This window comes from Aeromonas sp. TECH754 (genome assembly GCF_056279295.1).
Genome location: NZ_JBWBRA010000001.1, coordinates 1,176,417 through 1,192,729, shown reverse-complemented (window position 1 = coordinate 1,192,729; position 16,313 = coordinate 1,176,417). Strand labels below are relative to the sequence as shown.

Annotated in this window: 18 protein-coding genes; 1 reads left to right on the top strand and 17 read right to left on the bottom strand. The window is 61.3% G+C overall.

From position 1 onward, the window contains the following. Window positions 1-3: 3 nt before the first annotated feature. The 16 genes from hisS to trmJ form a co-directional block, all read right to left on the bottom strand. Complete coding sequence (hisS, locus tag ACZ9IL_RS05140) at window positions 4-1,281, bottom strand: histidine--tRNA ligase (protein WP_476002541.1); 1,278 nt, start codon at window positions 1,279-1,281, stop codon at window positions 4-6. A 153-nt stretch (window positions 1,282-1,434) separates the two neighbouring features. Next, the gene (ispG, locus tag ACZ9IL_RS05135; protein ID WP_476002540.1) at window positions 1,435-2,550 is read right to left on the bottom strand and encodes a flavodoxin-dependent (E)-4-hydroxy-3-methylbut-2-enyl-diphosphate synthase; all 1,116 of its coding nucleotides are present in this window, start codon (window positions 2,548-2,550) and stop codon (window positions 1,435-1,437) included. Window positions 2,551-2,560: 10 nt separating this feature from the next. Then, window positions 2,561-3,490: a RodZ domain-containing protein gene (locus ACZ9IL_RS05130; RefSeq protein WP_476002539.1), complete on the bottom strand. Its 930-nt coding sequence runs from the start codon at window positions 3,488-3,490 to the stop codon at window positions 2,561-2,563. Next, window positions 3,480-4,271, bottom strand: a complete 792-nt coding sequence (gene tapF, locus ACZ9IL_RS05125; protein WP_476002538.1) for a PilW family type IVa pilus biogenesis/stability lipoprotein TapF — start codon at window positions 4,269-4,271, stop codon at window positions 3,480-3,482. Before tapF ends, ACZ9IL_RS05130 begins: the two co-directional genes overlap by 11 nt. Window positions 4,272-4,283: 12 nt before the next feature. Then, window positions 4,284-5,387 carry a dual-specificity RNA methyltransferase RlmN gene (rlmN, locus tag ACZ9IL_RS05120; protein ID WP_476002537.1) on the bottom strand — a complete coding sequence of 368 codons (1,104 nt, stop codon included), beginning with the start codon at window positions 5,385-5,387 and terminating at the stop codon, window positions 4,284-4,286. A 169-nt stretch (window positions 5,388-5,556) separates the two neighbouring features. Beyond that, window positions 5,557-5,985, bottom strand: a complete 429-nt coding sequence (gene ndk / locus ACZ9IL_RS05115; RefSeq protein ID WP_476002536.1) for a nucleoside-diphosphate kinase — start codon at window positions 5,983-5,985, stop codon at window positions 5,557-5,559. Between the two features lie 267 nt (window positions 5,986-6,252). Then, a complete protein-coding gene (gene pepB / locus ACZ9IL_RS05110; protein WP_476002535.1) occupies window positions 6,253-7,536 on the bottom strand; it encodes an aminopeptidase PepB in 1,284 nt (427 codons plus the stop codon). Then, on the bottom strand, window positions 7,533-8,837 hold the full coding sequence (pepB, locus tag ACZ9IL_RS05105; protein WP_476002534.1) for an aminopeptidase PepB: 1,305 nt from the start codon (window positions 8,835-8,837) through the stop codon (window positions 7,533-7,535). The genes pepB (ACZ9IL_RS05110) and pepB (ACZ9IL_RS05105) overlap by 4 nt, the downstream gene beginning before the upstream one ends. Before the next feature lie 157 nt (window positions 8,838-8,994). Then, a complete protein-coding gene (gene fdx / locus ACZ9IL_RS05100; protein WP_033129108.1) occupies window positions 8,995-9,333 on the bottom strand; it encodes an ISC system 2Fe-2S type ferredoxin in 339 nt (112 codons plus the stop codon). Window position 9,334: 1 nt separating this feature from the next. Beyond that, window positions 9,335-11,182 (bottom strand): Fe-S protein assembly chaperone HscA, encoded by a 1,848-nt coding sequence (gene hscA / locus ACZ9IL_RS05095; RefSeq protein ID WP_476002533.1) that lies wholly within the window; start codon window positions 11,180-11,182, stop codon window positions 9,335-9,337. A 28-nt stretch (window positions 11,183-11,210) separates the two neighbouring features. After that, the gene (gene hscB, locus ACZ9IL_RS05090) at window positions 11,211-11,729 is read right to left on the bottom strand and encodes a co-chaperone HscB (RefSeq protein ID WP_476002532.1); all 519 of its coding nucleotides are present in this window, start codon (window positions 11,727-11,729) and stop codon (window positions 11,211-11,213) included. Between the two features lie 105 nt (window positions 11,730-11,834). Further along, the gene (gene iscA / locus ACZ9IL_RS05085; RefSeq protein WP_005324290.1) at window positions 11,835-12,158 is read right to left on the bottom strand and encodes an iron-sulfur cluster assembly protein IscA; all 324 of its coding nucleotides are present in this window, start codon (window positions 12,156-12,158) and stop codon (window positions 11,835-11,837) included. Window positions 12,159-12,173: 15 nt separating this feature from the next. Next, window positions 12,174-12,557 (bottom strand): Fe-S cluster assembly scaffold IscU, encoded by a 384-nt coding sequence (gene iscU / locus ACZ9IL_RS05080; RefSeq protein ID WP_005299770.1) that lies wholly within the window; start codon window positions 12,555-12,557, stop codon window positions 12,174-12,176. Window positions 12,558-12,611: 54 nt separating this feature from the next. Continuing rightward, window positions 12,612-13,826, bottom strand: coding sequence for an IscS subfamily cysteine desulfurase (locus tag ACZ9IL_RS05075; protein ID WP_476002531.1), 1,215 nt, complete (start codon window positions 13,824-13,826; stop codon window positions 12,612-12,614). Between the two features lie 55 nt (window positions 13,827-13,881). Beyond that, the gene (gene iscR / locus ACZ9IL_RS05070) at window positions 13,882-14,385 is read right to left on the bottom strand and encodes a Fe-S cluster assembly transcriptional regulator IscR (protein ID WP_033129104.1); all 504 of its coding nucleotides are present in this window, start codon (window positions 14,383-14,385) and stop codon (window positions 13,882-13,884) included. A gap of 92 nt (window positions 14,386-14,477) precedes the next feature. Beyond that, window positions 14,478-15,203 carry a tRNA (cytosine(32)/uridine(32)-2'-O)-methyltransferase TrmJ gene (trmJ, locus tag ACZ9IL_RS05065; protein ID WP_476002530.1) on the bottom strand — a complete coding sequence of 242 codons (726 nt, stop codon included), beginning with the start codon at window positions 15,201-15,203 and terminating at the stop codon, window positions 14,478-14,480. 187 nt (window positions 15,204-15,390) lie between these two features. On the opposite strand from trmJ, the gene ACZ9IL_RS05060 reads away from it, so the two are divergent. Beyond that, window positions 15,391-15,807, top strand: a complete 417-nt coding sequence (locus ACZ9IL_RS05060; RefSeq protein ID WP_476002529.1) for a hypothetical protein — start codon at window positions 15,391-15,393, stop codon at window positions 15,805-15,807. Here ACZ9IL_RS05060 and ubiT read toward each other — a convergent pair. Further along, window positions 15,772-16,287, bottom strand: coding sequence for a ubiquinone anaerobic biosynthesis accessory factor UbiT (gene ubiT / locus ACZ9IL_RS05055; RefSeq protein WP_476002528.1), 516 nt, complete (start codon window positions 16,285-16,287; stop codon window positions 15,772-15,774). The two genes, ACZ9IL_RS05060 and ubiT, sit on opposite strands and share 36 nt — an antisense overlap. Window positions 16,288-16,313 lie beyond the last annotated feature (26 nt).

The window sequence follows — 16,313 nt, the reverse complement described above, 5'->3', positions numbered from 1 at the left end:
AGCTTACTCTCCTTTAGCTGCCAGCAGGGCGATGGCGGCATCGACCGCGAGGGTCTGTTGCTCGGCCTGGCCACGCAAATATTTGAGGGTGATCTCCCCGTTTTGCACCTCGGTCTCACCGAGGATCAGGGCAATGGCCGCGCCGCTCTTGTCGGCACGCTTAAGTTGTTTCTTGAAGTTGCCGCCACCGCAGTGACTCATCAGGCGCATGTCAGGCAGCGCATCACGCAGCCGCTCGGCCAGCTGGAAGCCGGCTTGCTCAGTCCCCTCGCCCACCATGCACAGGTAGACATCCACCGCCGGGCGGATATCGGCATTGAGCTCCAGGGTTTCGAGCATCAGCACCAGTCGCTCCATGCCCATGGCGAAGCCTACCGCCGGGGTCGGTTGACCGCCGAGCTGCTCCACCAGACCATCGTAACGACCACCGGCGCAGACAGTGCCCTGGGCACCCAGGCTGCTGGTGACCCACTCGAACACGGTGAGGTTGTAGTAATCGAGACCACGAACCAGCCGCTCGTTCACCTCGAACTGGATGCCGGCGGAGGTGAGCAGACGCTTGAGCCCCTCGAAGTGAGCCAGGCTCTCCTCCCCTAGGTGATCGAACAGACGCGGCGCATTGACCAGGATGGCCTGCACCTTCTCGTCCTTGGAGTCGAGCACCCGCAGCGGGTTGCTGACCATGCGGCGTTGGCTCTCTTCGTCCAGCTGATCCTTGTACTGCTCCAGGTAGGCCACCAGCGCATCGCGGTAGGCGGCACGCTCGGCGCTCTGGCCCAGGGTGTTGAGCTGCAGGGTCACGTGATCGCTGATGCCGAACAAACGCCACAAGCGATGAGTCAGCATGATGAGCTCGGCGTCGATGTCCGGCCCGTTGATGCCAAACAGCTCGACCCCGAACTGATGGAACTGGCGGTAACGGCCCTTCTGGGGACGCTCGTGACGGAACATGGGACCCATGTACCACATCCGGCGTTCCTGGTTGTAGAGCAGACCGTGCTCGATGCCGGCACGCACGCAGCTGGCGGTGCCTTCGGGGCGCAGGCTCAGACTGTCGCCGTTGCGATCGTCGAAGCTGTACATCTCTTTTTCGACCACGTCGGTCACTTCACCGATGGCACGTTTGAACAGATGGGTCTGCTCGACGATCGGCATGCGGATTTCGCTGTAGCCATAGCTGGCCACGACCTGGCGCAGGATCTGTTCCACTTTCTGCCATACCGGGCTCTGCTCCGGCAGGCAATCATTCATACCGCGAATTGCTTGGATCTGTTTTGCCACGTTGATACTCGAGAAAAAGACGTGAAATTTGGCCGCATTATAGGGATTTTCGGCCCCAAGGTAAAATCAGGGTGACCGGATGCGGGATGTAAAATCAACTACCTAAAGCCGGGGCCACGCTCGTGGCCCCGCTGTGATCCCATGTTTGGCGATTCAACCCTTGTCCAGCGCGATCTGGTTGGCCGGATCCAGCATGGCCGCCCGGGCGCGTATACGGCGCTCCAGGATCGGAATGAGATCCTTGTTGTCGAGCCGGTCGACCCGCTGGCCACCCTCGTAGAAGGCGCTCTTGTTGGCCGCCCCCGCCAGTCCCAAATCCGAAACCAGCGCCTCGCCCGGGCCATTGACCACGCAGCCGATGATGGAGACATCCATCGGCGTGATGATGTCTTCCAGCCGCTCTTCCAGCGCATTGACGGTGCTGATCACGTCGAACTCCTGACGGGAACAGGAGGGACAGGCAATGAAGTTGATGCCGCGGGCGCGAATGCGCAGGGATTTGAGGATATCGAAGCCCACCTTCACCTCTTCCACCGGATCGGCGGCGAGGGAAATGCGCAGGGTGTCGCCTATGCCGTCGGCCAGCAACATACCGAGGCCAATCGCCGACTTCACCGCGCCGGCGCGAAAGCCGCCCGCCTCAGTGATGCCGAGGTGCAGTGGCTGCTCGATCTGCTTGGCCAGCAGGCGATAGGCGCCGACGGCGAGGAAGACGTCGGATGCCTTGACGCTCACCTTGAAGTTCTCGAAGTTGAGACGGTCCAGATAATCCACGTGGCGCATGGCCGACTCGAGCAAGGCCTCAGGCGTCGGCTCACCGTATTTTTCCTGGATGTCCCGCTCCAGCGAGCCGCCGTTGACACCGATGCGGATCGGGATGTTGTAGTGACGGGCGCAGTCGACCACGGCACGAACCCGCTCCTCGTTGCCGATGTTGCCCGGGTTGATGCGCAGGCAGTCGGCACCGTACTCGGCCACTTTCAGGGCGATGCGGTAGTCAAAGTGGATGTCGGCAACGATGGGAATGCGGGTCTGCTGCTTGATGAGCTTGAAGGCTTCGGCCGCCTCCATGGTCGGCACCGAGACCCGGACTATGTCCGCCCCCACCCGCTCGATCCGCTGGATCTGCTCGACGGTAGCGGCCACGTCCGTGGTCTTGGTGTTGGTCATGGTCTGCACCGTGATGGGGGCATCGCCCCCAACCGGTACATTGCCGACCATGATCTGCCTGGATTTGCGACGAACAATTGGGGATTCGTGTGCGGACATGGCGGACAGATTACTCCTGCGGCAGTGAGAAGCGAGCAGTCCGGCCGTTGTTGTAACGGCTCATGTCGAAGGACTTGCCCTGGTATTCGAGGTTGACCGCCATGGGCGCACCAACGGTGAATTTGAGTGGCTCGGGTCCTTCCAGCACAAGTACATCGTTCGCCTTCTTCAGACCGCTGAACAGGGTCTTGCCGTTGGCATCCTTGATATCCAGCCAGCAGTCGGCGGTGAAGCTCAACTTGAGCTGATGCACCTTGGTTGACTCGGTGGCGGCAGTATCGACCGGCGCAGTCGCGACGGCGGCAGAGGCATCGCCCGCCACGGCAGCACTGACGGCAGGCAGCGGTTGTGCGGTCGAAACAGACTCGCTCACTACTGGCTCGAGCGCAGTGGCTGCGGCATCGGAAACAATGGGCAGCACCGGATCGGCGACGTCCACAGCCGGCGCGGCATTGGCAGCGGCGAGGCCGTCGGTCGGACTCATCTCGGTTGCCGCGAGGGCTTCTTCACCGGCGGAGCGACGCGCGGTGCTCTGCCACCACCAGGCGATGGAGAGGGCGATCAGCACCAGGATCACCAGCCAGGTCACGACCTTGAGACGACTGTCGTTGGCTTGCTGGCGTGAGCGGCGGGAGAAGCTCTGCATGTCGATGTTGTCGGGCGGCGTCAATCCCAGCTTGTCGTAAGCGGCGAGAATGGTCTCCTCGGGGATACCGACCAGCTTGGCATAGGTACGCAAATACCCGCGAATGAAGGTGTGGGACGTATTCTTGTCGTAGGTATCCGCTTCAATCGCGGCGATCAGAGTCAGACGAAGGTGAATGCGGGACGCAACCTGCTCGCGTGTCCAGCCGAGCTGCTCACGGGCGTTACGCAGCAGTTGGCCTGGGCCCACTGCCTGGGAGTCGTCTTGGAAATCGTGTGGCTGTTCAGTAGTCATTGGCTAAGTAACGCTTGGCTTGTTGCGAAGTGGGATATTGCCTTACCAGCTCTGTCCCGAATTGGTGTAATAGTGCCGGCTTGTCCATGGCTTGCGCCAGCCGTAGCCTCAACCAGAGGCTATCCTCATTCTCGTCTGCCACCTCGGCATAACGAACGAGGTAGGACTGCACATCAGGCAGCTTGCCATCTTTCATGGAAAGCTCGGCCATGTCCAGCAATAACCTTGGGTTGCGGGGATTATACCCCAAGGCCAGACGATAGTACTCGTTGGCCTTGTCATTTCTGTGATTTTGCAGCGAACAGAGCGCCGCATTCTCGTAGGTATCGGCGATCTTGACGTAATTGGGCTGGCTGACGGCCTGCAGGAACGCCTTGTCCGCTTCGTCGAAGCGGCCCCGGTTGCAGAGGAAGGCGCCGTAGTTGTTCATTGCGTCAGCATTGGTCGGATCTATCTCCAGCGCTTTCTGGTAGTTCGCTTCGGACGCCTTGAAATCCCCTACGTGCTGATAGAAGTAGGCGAAGCCAATATAGACTTGGGAATTGCTCGGATCGTACTTCAGGGCACGGTCAAGATTGAACTTGGCCTGCTCGGCATTGCCCTGCCGCAGATATTGAAGACCCAGATCGAGGCGGGTTTGGGCAGCCGCCTCGAGGTCGGGTCCCACTTCACGCTGAGTCGAATTCTGACCCGCGTAAGTGGTCTCGGTAACACAGCCTGGCAGCGCACAAAGCGCCGCCACCACGATCAATGTATGTGTATTCATTCCCTGACTATACAATGGCTTAGCACGTTAAACCATTTTGACGGAAATCCCGTCTTGTTGCATCCGTTTTTTCATGGTGCGCTTGGTGCGATCGATCACCTCCCCCACCAGCTGACCACAGGCCGCATCGATGTCTTCGCCACGGGTTTTGCGGACGATGACGGTGAAGCCGTACTCCATCAGCACCTTGGAGAAACGGTCGATGCGACTGTTGCTCGGCTTGCCGAAGGGGTTGCCCGGGAAGGGGTTGAACGGGATCAGGTTGATCTTGCACGGGGTGTCTTTGAGCACCTTGGCCAGCTCGTGAGCCTGCTGCATGTCGTCATTGATATGATCGAGCAGCACATATTCCACGGTCACCCGGCCGCCGTTGGCATTGGACTTGGCGAGATAACGACGCACACCGGCGAGGAACTCCTCGATGTTGTATTTGTCGTTGATCGGCATGATCTCGGAGCGCAGCTTGTCGTTCGGTGCGTGCAGGGAGATGGCCAGCGCCACGTCAATCTGATCACCCAGCATGTCCAGCGCAGGGACCACACCAGAGGTGGAGAGGGTGACCCGGCGCTTGGAGATGCTGAAACCGAAGTCATCCATCATCAGGCTCATGGCCGGAACCACGTTGGCCAGGTTGAGCAACGGCTCGCCCATGCCCATCATTACCACGTTGGTGATGGGACGCTTGCCACCGACAACCTTGGCGGCACGCCAGACCTGACCGATGATCTCGGACACTTTCAGGTTGCGGTTGAAGCCTTGCTGCGCCGTCGAGCAGAAGGTGCAGGCCAGCGCACAGCCGACCTGGGACGAAACGCACAGGGTGGCACGATCCGCTTCCGGGATGTAGACGGTCTCCACTTCCTGATCACCCACCTGCAGGGCCCACTTGATGGTGCCATCAGAGGAACGCTGCTCGCGGCTGATCTCCGGGGCACGGATCTCGGCGATCTCCTTGAGACGCTCACGCAACGCCTTGTTGACGTTGCTCATCTGATCGAAGTCATCACAACCGTTGTGGTAGATCCACTTCATTATCTGATCTGCCCGGAATGGCTTCTCGCCCAATTCGACGAAGAAGGCACGCATGGCATCCCGATCGAGATCCAGCAGGTTGGTTTTTGTTGCGCTCATCAGGGGCCTCGGCTCACACACTTCATAAATTTATTGGCTGACCTACGTCAGGGGGCGGCATTGTACAAATAATGGGTCTGCCTTTCCACCTGGAGAATAAGGGGAGATAGGCCAAAAGACCAAAAAACAAAAGGGAGCCGAGGCTCCCTTGATGATCACCGGGTGAAAATCAGCCGCGCGGGCAGATCTCGTCGTCGGAGAAGAAGTAGGCAATCTCGCGGGCGGCGGAGGCCGGGGCGTCGGAGCCATGCACGGCGTTGCGATCGATGCTCTCGGCGTAGCAGGCACGCAGGGTACCGGCCAGGGCTTCTTTCGGATTGGTGGCGCCCATGATTTCGCGATGACGGCGAATGGCCTCTTCCCCTTCCAGCACCTGTACCATGACGGGGCCTGAGGTCATGAAGGAGACCAGACCGTCATAGAACGGCTTGCCCTGGTGCTCGGCGTAAAAGCCGGCGGCCTGTTCGCTGCTCAGGTGCAGCATCTTGGCGGCGATCACTTTCAGACCGGCGCTTTCGAAGCGACCGTAGATGGCACCGATCAGGTTCTTGCTGACAGCATCCGGCTTGACGATAGAGAAGGTACGTTCGATAGCCATTGAGTTCTTTCCTTAACTACAGAGTTTTATTGTAGGAATCCATGTTCGGCGGCGATTATACGTAAACAAAAACCGAAATAACACACAAAAAAGCAACTTTTTATTAAACAAAAACATCCTTGAAACAACATGGTGACTCATCTTGTCCCATGACTGCAGGAAAAAACGTGCGCTTGTGCACGATAGCAGTCCTAACCCCTTAAAACTCCACCTATTGCTCATTTATCCAGCACCATGAAAAAGGGCACCCGCAGGTGCCCTCGTCGCTCAGCGCGTCTCCGCCAACAGGGTGTGCGCTATGGTGCGCATCCCCAGAGTGTTGGCACCCGGTGCCCAGAGGTTGTCGCCGTTCTCGCTGAAGCAGGCGGCCAGATCGACGTGCAGCCAGCCCTGCCCCTCGTTGGCAACGAAACGGGAGAGGAAGCCCGCCGCGTTAGAGGCACCGCCCGGACCACCGCCCGGTACGGGGCGGCTGTTGGCGGTGTCGGCGTAGTGGGACGGGCACTGCTGACGATGCCAGGGCTCCAGCGGCAGGGGCCAGGCGGCCTCCTGCTCGGCATCCGCATAGGCCATGGCGCGGCTCACCAGCCCCTTGTCCAGCCCGAACAACGCGTTGTAACGCCCTCCCAGCGCCATCACGGCCGCTCCGGTGAGGGTCGCGGCGTCGATGACCAGCGGCGCCCCGGATTCGCCGGCGAGCTGCAGGCCGTCGGCCAGCACCAGCCGGCCCTCGGCGTCGGTGTTGACGATCTCGACCGTGGTACCGTTCTTGTAGGTGAGGATGTCACCCAGCTTGTAGGCATGGCCGGAGACCAGGTTCTCGGCGCAGCAGAGGATGAGCTTCACCCGCTTGTCGAGGCCACGCAGTATGGCCAGCGCCAATGCCCCGGTCACGATGGCGGCGCCCCCCATGTCATGCTTCATGGTAAGCATGCCCTGGGAGGTCTTCATGGAGTAGCCACCGGAGTCGAAGGTGATCCCCTTGCCCACCAGAGCGGCGGCCACCGGTGCTCTCGGATCCCGGCTCGGATTGAAGTCCAGCTCCAGCATCACCGGCTCGCGATCGCTGCCACGGCCGACCTGATAGAGGCCGACCCAGCCCGCCTGCTGCAACGCCTCCCCCTTGAGGATGCGGTGGCTGATCCTGTCCGGCGCCAGCTCGGTGATGAAGGCGGCGGCCTCCACCGCCAAGTCCAGCGGACCCAGCTGCTCCGGGGTGGCATTGGTCATCTCGCGTACCCAGCGGCCGCACAGCCAGCGCGCCTCCAGCTCCTCCCTGTCCTCTTCCGATGAGGTGGCCCACTGCAGCTCGACCTCGGCCTTGGGGGTCTGCAAGCCCTGGGCGAAGGCCCACTGCTGCTCGCGCTCCCAGTGTCCACACAGGGCCACCTTCTGGATCCCCTGCCCGCACAGGCGACGCGCCGCCTGCTGGATGTCCAGCAAGGGGCTGGCGGTGACCAGGTGGATCACCATGCCATCGGGGCGATGGGACAGCAGCGCCCCCTCGCCCCACTCGGGCGCGGCAAATTCTCGGCTCAGCCAGACGTTCATACCGCCACCTCCTGCAACCAGCGGGCGATGGTACGAAGACCATGGCCCTTGGCACCGGTCGCCCAGAGATCATTGCCGGATTTTTGGTAGGAAGCCGCCAGATCCAGGTGTACCCAGCCCTTGCCCTCATCGCGCACGAAGCGCGACAGGAAGGCGGCGGCCGTGGTGGCACCGGCGGTCCCTTCGGCAGAGGCAACGTTGCCCAGCTCGGCGAAGGCCGAGGTGAGCTGGCCCGCATGCCAGGATTCCAGCGGCAGCGGCCAGGCCTTCTCGTTTTCCGCCTTGGCGGCGGCCAGAGCGCGCGCTTGCTCGGTTTCATCGAGGGCAAACACGGCGTTGTAGTCGCGGCCGAGCGCCATCTTGGCGGCGCCGGTCAGGGTGGCGGCATCGAGGATGTAAGCGGCGCCGCTTTCGCTCGCGGCCAGCAGGCCGTCGGCCAGCACCAGGCGGCCTTCCGCATCGGTGTTCTGGATCTCGACCGAGATGCCGTTTTTGTAGGTGAGGATGTCACCGAGCTTGAAGGCGTGGCCGGAGACCAGGTTCTCGGCGCAGCAGAGGATGAGCTTCACTCGCTTGTTAAGGCCACGGCTGATGGCCAACGCCAAGGCACCGGTCACCATGGCGGCGCCCCCCATGTCGGACTTCATCGGCAGCATGTTGTCAGAGGACTTCATGGAGTAGCCACCGGAGTCGAAGGTGATGCCCTTGCCCACCAGGGCCGCGACCACAGGGGCGTTGCTGTCCCCGGTCGGATTGTAATCGAGCTCCAGCAGCACGGGTTCCCGCTCGCTGCCCCGGCCCACCGACCAGATCCCGATGTGGCCCGCTTCGCGCAGCGCCTCGCCGGCGGTGATGCGGGCAGTCACCTGCTCCCCCGCCAGACCGCGAATGAGCAGCAAGGCGGATTCCGCCAGGCTCATGGGGTAAATCTCTTCCGGGCAACCGTTGGTCACCTCGCGCACCCAGCGGCTCGCCTTCTGCAGCGCATCCAGCTCGCGGGCATCCGCGGCACTCTGCTCGCCGAACTCCAGCTCGCGCTGCCCCTTGGCGGCATAGAAGCCCTGGGCGAAGGCGTAGCGGCGCTCCAGATCCCAGCCCTCGCCGTCCAGCTTGACGCGCTTGATGCCGCTGGATTCGAGCCGACGCGCGGCGCGCTGGATGGCGCGCAGGGCATCTTGCTCCTGGCGAACGAGGCCCAGGTGGATCAGCGCCTGTTCACCACTGAAACTGAGCAGGGCCCCTTCGCCCCAATGGGCGGCGGCTGCCTGGGTGGATAACAATACCTTCATCATCTCAGCCATCTTCTCTTGCTTCCTTTTTTATGGGCTCTTTTCATTAACAAACACGGGAATGACGAATACAAAAAAGGCCGTCCCCCGAGGGGTCGGCCTTCACCATATCATCACTGCACCGCTGGATGCTGCACGTGCAATTCACTCATGTGTAATTACCGCACCATCAATGCCGTTCGGAGGCGAGGTTGATGGTGTACTTGGGCAGCTCCACCACCAGATCCTCGTCCGCCAGACGGGCCTGGCAGCTCAAGCGGGATTCCGGCTCGAGCCCCCATGCCTTGTCCAGCATGTCATCTTCCAGCTCGTCGCTCGGCTCGAGGGAGTCGAAGCCTTCACGCACCACGCAGTGGCAGGTGGTGCAGGCACAGGACTTCTCGCAGGCGTGCTCGATCTCGATGCCGTTGCGCAGCGCGATATCCAGAATGGTCTCACCGCTGGCGCCCTCGAGGGCGGCGCCATCCGGACAGAGTTCGGGGTGAGGCAGAATGATCAGTTTTGGCATATTACACCTTGTTGACGTTTTGACCGGTCAGCACCTTGCGAATGGAGGCATCCATGCGACGGGCCGCAAACTCGCCACTGACGGCATCCGCCGCCTCGATGGCATCTTTGATTTGATTGGTGGTACCTGCGGCGCGCATGGCCAGCAGATGGGCAATGGCGGCATCTATCTCGGCGCGCTCGGCGACGCTCAGCAGCGCCTCGCCATCGGCGGCCAGGGCGGCATTGAGGCTCTCAACCACGCGATCGGCCTCGACCTGTTGCTCCGCCAGCATGCGGGCCTCCATGTCTTGCTGGGCATTGGCGATGGAGGCACTCAACATGCTTAGAATGTCCTCTTCCGCCAACCCATAAGAGGGTTTTATCTGGATTTCGGCCTGCACACCGGAGGATTTTTCCATGGCACTGACCGACAACAGACCGTCCGCATCCACCTGGAAGGTGACGCGAATGTGAGCGGCACCGGCCGCCATGGGCGGAATACCGGTCAGGGTGAAGCGCGCGAGGGAGCGGCAATCCGCCACCAGCTCGCGTTCCCCCTGCACCACGTGGATCGCCATCGCGGTCTGGCCATCCTTGAAGGTGGTGAACTCCTGGGCGCGGGCCACCGGGATGGTGGTATTGCGCGGGATCACCTTCTCGGCGAGGCCGCCCATGGTCTCGAGCCCCAGCGATAACGGAATGACGTCCAGCAGCAGCATCTCGGCATCGGGCTTGTTGCCCACCAGGATGTCGGCCTGGATGGCGGCGCCGATGGCCACCACCTTGTCCGGGTCGATGCTGGTGAGCGGGGTGCGCTGGAAGAACTCGCCCACCAGCTCGCGTACCAGCGGCACCCGGGTGGAGCCACCGACCATCACCACTTCCAGCACGTCCAGCTGCTCCAGCCCCGCATCGCGCAGAGCGCGGCGGCAGGCCAGCAGGGTGCGCTTGACCAGAGGCGTAATGAGCGCGTCAAACTGGGCACGGGTCACCTCCCCCTGCCAACCGGCGAAGGTGCAAGTCACGCATTCGGCGTCGGTCAGACCGTGCTTGACGGCAGCCGCCGCGTCCAGCAATTCGCGCTGGGTACGGGCATCAAGCTGGCCATTCAGACCGGCTTGCGCCTTGATCCAGTCCGCCAACAGGTGATCGAAGTCATCGCCGCCGAGCGCCGAATCGCCGCCGGTGGCCATCACCTCGAACACGCCGCGATGCAGGCGCAGGATGGAGATATCGAAGGTGCCGCCACCGAGATCGTACACCGCGATCACCCCTTCCTGACCGGAGTCGAGGCCGTAGGCGATGGCGGCGGCGGTCGGCTCGTTGAGCAGCCGCAGCACGTGCAGACCGGCCAGACGGGCCGCGTCCTTGGTGCCCTGACGCTGGGCATCATCGAAATAGGCAGGGACCGTGATGACCACGCCGTCGAGCTCGCCGCCCAGGGAGGCAACGCCACGCGCGGCCAGGGCTTTGAGGATCTCGGCGGAGACCTGCACCGGATTGACCAGGCCCTGGCGGGTCTGCAACTGGGGCATGCCGCTGTCGCTGGCCACAAATTCATAGGGCTGCTGGCGGGTATCGATGTCCGCCAACGCCTTGCCCATCATCCGCTTGACCGAGACGATGGTGTTATGGGGATCGAGGGCTGCTTCCCGTTTGGCGTCGAAGCCAACCCGGACAGCACTCTCTTGGTAGTGCACCACTGAGGGCAGCAGATCCCGCCCCGACGCGTCACACAGGGTATCGGCCCGACCGCTGCGCACGGCGGCGACCAGCGAGTTGGTGGTACCGAGATCGATGCCAACGGCGCGTTTATGCTGATGAGGTGCGGCGCTCTGGCCGGGCTCGGCGATTTGCAATAATGCCATGGATAATCAAACTTCCAGCGTTAGAGGATCAAGACTCGAACAGCGAGTCTTCGAATCGTTCCAGCTCCTCGAGGAGCTTGTCGACAAACTTGAGTTTGCGCACGCAATCGGCGGCGACCAGATCCTCGCCAGCGGCGAGACTGGTGGTTAGCCGTTGCATCAGCGACTGGTGATCATGCCTGATTTCGCGGCGAAAATCTTCGATGGCACGCTCAGGTGCGGCCTCTCCTTTCAGATCGGCCAGACGCTCGCGCCACTCCAACTGTTGCATCAGAAAGGCGGTGTCTTGCAGAGTCTGTTGTTCACCACGGATGTCGGTACCGCGCAGGGAGAGCAGGTACTCGGCCCGGCGCAGGGGCGCCTTGAGGGTGGTGAAGGCATCGTTGATCTGGGCGGCACGCTGCACCGCAGCCAATTGCTCTCGCTCGGGAGCGGTGGCGAAACGATCGGGGTGGAACTGGGTTTGCAACCGGCGGTAGGTATCGGCCAGCTGGCGGGTATCGAGCTCGAAGCCCTCTGCCAGCCCGAACAGCTCGAAATGATTCATCGTACGTCCTTAGACTCGAAGGCTTGCGCCCTGCTCGCCATCAACCTAGAAAGGGTCGAACCGGCGGCACACCGCCAGTTCGACCCCTTTCATTTTGCCTGCACCTCAGACACTGAAGCTTTCGCCACAACCGCACTCGCCCTTGGCGTTGGGGTTGTTGAACTGGAAGCCCTCGTTGAGGCCCTCCTTGACGAAGTCCAGCTCGGTGCCATCCAGATGGATCAGGCTCTTGGCATCGACGATGATCTTGACACCGTTTTGCTCGAACACCTGATCCTCAGCGGCCAGCTCATCCACGAACTCGAGCACATAGGCAAGACCGGAACAGCCGGTGGTCTTGACGCCGAGGCGCAGGCCAATGCCCTTGCCCCGGTTGGTTATAAAAGAGGAAACCCGCGCCGCTGCGGCATCTGTCATGGTAATGGCCATACTGCTCTCCGGACCTTAGAGACCTTTCTTCTGCTTGTAATCGGCGATGGCGGCCTTGATGGCATCCTCCGCCAGAATGGAGCAGTGGATCTTCACCGGTGGCAGTGCCAGCTCTTCGGCGATATCGGTGTTCTTGATACCGGCCGCTTCGTCCAGAGTCTTGCCCTTGACCCATTCGGTCACCAGGGAGCTGGAGGCGATGGCGGAGCCACAGCCGTAGGTCTTGAACTTGGCATCTTCGATGATGCCGTCGTCGCTGATCTTCAGCTGCAGTTTCATCACGTCGCCACAAGCCGGGGCGCCGACCATGCCGGTCGCGATGCTGGGATCGTTCTTGTCAAAACCACCGACGTTACGGGGATTCTCGTAGTGGTCTATTACTTTTTCACTGTAAGCCATATCTAACTCCTGCTAATTCCGTTGTTCACCAAACACTTGCCTCTTGGGCCGTGATCAGTGATGAGCCCATTCGACCGTGTTCAGATCGACGCCGTCCTTGAACATCTCCCACAGGGGGGACATCTCGCGCAGGCGGCCGATGGAGTCGCAGATGAGCTTGATTGCGTAGTCGATTTCTTCCTCGGTGGTGAAGCGACCGATGCTGAAACGGATGGAGCTGTGTGCCAGCTCGTCGTTCAGGCCAAGGGCGCGCAGCACATAGGAAGGCTCCAGGCTGGCAGAGGTACAGGCCGAGCCGGAAGAGACCGCCAGATCCTTCAGCGCCATGATCAGGGATTCCCCTTCCACATAGGCGAAACTGACGTTCAGGTTACCCGGGACGCGGTGGTCCAGGTCGCCATTGATATAGACTTCTTCGATGTTCTTGATGCCGTTCCACAGACGCTGACGCAGGGCCATGATGTGCTGGCTCTCGCTCGCCATCTCTTCCTTGGCGATGCGGAAGGCTTCGCCCATGCCGACGATCTGGTGAGTCGGCAGGGTGCCGGAGCGCATGCCGCGCTCGTGACCGCCACCGTGCATCTGGGCTTCCAGACGCACACGGGGTTTGCGACGCACGAACAGGGCGCCGATCCCCTTGGGACCGTATACCTTGTGAGCGGACATGGAGAGCAGATCAACCTTGAGCGCCTCCACGTCGACCGGGAGCTTGCCTACGCTCTGGACCGCGTCCACGTGCAGCAGGATCTTGCGGGAGCGGCACAGCTCGCCGATGGCGGCGATGTCTTGCACCACACCGATCTCGTTGTTGACGTGCATGATGCTTACTAGGATGGTGTCATCGCGCAGGGCGCCTTCGATCTGCTCGATGGTGAACAGGCCGTTTGGCATCGGCTCGAGGTAGGTCACCTCATAGCCTTCACGCTCCAGCTGGCGGCAGGTATCGAGAACTGCCTTGTGCTCGGTCTTGGAGGTGATGATGTGCTTGCCCTTGCCAGCGTAGAAATGGGCAACGCCCTTGATGGCCAGGTTGTTGGATTCGGTCGCGCCTGAGGTGAAGACGATCTCGCGAGGATCTGCACCAATCAGCTCTGCCACTTGATTACGGGCCAGATCCACCGCCTCTTCGGCCTGCCAGCCAAAGCGGTGCGAGCGGGAAGCAGGATTGCCAAACAGGCCGTCCATGGTGAGGCACTGCATCATTTTTTCTGCGACCCGCGGGTCCACCGGGCAGGTTGCCGAATAATCAAGGTAAATAGGCAGTTTCATGTTTTTCTCCGTTACGACGAGTCACACAGCGAGTCGTCGTGGAAAGCACGTTTGTTTATAGTTGGACTTTCAAGCTCACATCACCGCGTTCAGCCCGTTCAACCAGGGACAACACAGTCTTCATTTGTTCATCTTGCTTGCCGGCGATGCGTCGTACATCGGCCTGGCCAACCAGTTCAGCCAGGGTGATGTTCCCCAGGAAACTGGAAATACGCTCGCTGAGATCACGCCACAGGGAGTGGGTCAGACACTGGGTACCACCGTGGCAGCCCCCCTTGCCCAGACACTTGGTCGCATCGACCGACTCATCAACCGCGGTGATCACCTGACCTACCGAGATCTCGCCAGGCGCCAGTCCGAGGCGGTAACCCCCCCCCGGGCCGCGCACGCTGCTCACCAGGCCATGCTTGCGCAGGCGGGCAAACAGCTGCTCCAGATAGGACAAGGAGATGCCCTGGCGCTCTGAAATATCAGCCAGGGGCACGGGCCCCTGCTCTGCATGCAACGCCACGTCGAGCATGGCTGTCACTGCGTAACGTCCTTTTGAGGTCAGTCTCATATGCCTTACCGTTTGCGAACAAATCAATATGGGCACATGGTCACATACCCGACTAATTCAGTCAAGTATATGGTTGAGCAATTTAGTCGGGATTAGTCTTGCGGCCGGGGTTTGTGCACCGAGGTGAGAATGCCGCGCAATATGTTCAGTTCAACCGTCTCCGGTCGAGCCCGATTGAAAAGGCGACGCAGCTTGCTCATCACATGGCCGGGGTGATCTTCGGTGATGAAGCCCGTCTTTTGCAGCGTCCGCTCCAGATGCTGATAGAAGCCTTCCAGCTGCTCGGCACTGGGATAATCCACCCGCTCCTCTTCTGGCTCGGACGCTTGGCCCTGCAACCAGCGCATGCGCACCTCGTAGCAGAGGGTTTGCACCGCCATGGCCAGGTTGAGGGAGCTGTACTCGGGATTGGCCGGGATGGCCACGTGGTAGTGGCACTTTTGCAGCTCATCGTTGGTGAGGCCGGTACGCTCACGGCCAAACACCAGGGCAACCGGGTGGATCACCCCCTCGCTCACCAGCTTCTCGGCGGCTTCGCGGGGATCCAGCATGGGCCAGCTCAGGGTGCGGGAGCGGGCGCTGGTACCGATGACCAGACCGCAGTCGGCGATGGCATCCTCCAGAGTCGACACTATACGGGCATTGGCCAGGATGTCGCTGGCCCCTGCCGCCAGGGCAATGGCGTTGTCATCGGGCAACGCCTGGGGATCGACCAATACCAGCTGGGTCAACCCCATGGTCTTCATGGCCCGCGCCGCGGACCCCATGTTGCCGGGGTGGGAAGTATTTACCAACACGATACGAATCTGATCCAGCATGCCCTGTCAATCTTCAGTCAAAAATGGCGCGCAATTGTAACATAACCAATCGCTATTTTGGCACCGCTTCTGACCCTGCATTTCAGAACAAAAATGGACATGTGTATAACCAGGCAGCATGAGGGCAAGACGAGGAGCGGGCTAACCTTAAAAGAGTCCACACCGCCCTATCCGGAGTCGCCATCCCATGCTTCCCTCCTGGCTCTACGAGCAACTGCCCGGCCTTTATCTGCTGCTGTCGGCGGGGATGGTGCTCTTCGTCCACTCCCCGCTGCTGTGGCTCGCGGCGGCCCTGCTGTTCGGGGTGGGCGCCTTCATCTGGATGATGCGATCCAACTACCGGCGCACCGATCTGGTCATCTTTCCGGCCAAACGCTGGCTGCAACCCGAGTGGTCCTATGAGGCGCTGCCGTTTGTCTGGCTGGCGCTGGCGCTGCTGTTGCTGCGCCTGCCGGACACCACGGCGCTGCTCGCCCTGCTACCCGGCCTGTGGGGCTGTCACTGCCTGTGGGCCCGTCGGCGCCATCGCCATCATGCCCAGGGTCTGGCACGGCACCTGAGACGCAGCTCAGGCCACCGGCGCGGGCACCGGATCCTGCGCTGAGCGGGCACGCTCGACCAGGGTCGCGAGATCCATCAGCGGGTACTTCATCAGCCTGGGCAAGCCGTCGAGATCCAGGCTGTCCATCAGGTTCTTCACTTCGAGTCCGAGCTCGGTATCCCCCTCTATCTTCAGCTTGCGCTGGAAGAAGAGCGAGTCCGGATCTTCCCGGCGCGCGGCAATCAGGATGAGATCCTGGCTGCAACCGCTGAAGCTGACATCCACATGCTCGCAGTCACGGGCCACCACCAGTTTTCCCGCCTGTTCGCTGATGAACCAGTGCAGATCGAGATCGGTGACCTCGACCTTCAGCCACTTGTCCGCCAGGAATGCGAAGTCGCCATCCTCGATGGCTTCCCTGAACACCTGGGCCAGCAGCCCCTCCATCAGGTTCTGCTGAAGGGAGAAGGGCACCAGCTTGAGAGGATGGCGCAAGAGACGAGGTGCCTGTTCGACCAGGCGACGTTGCAGTTGTTGAAACACGATAATCTCCCAATTTTTTGCGCATT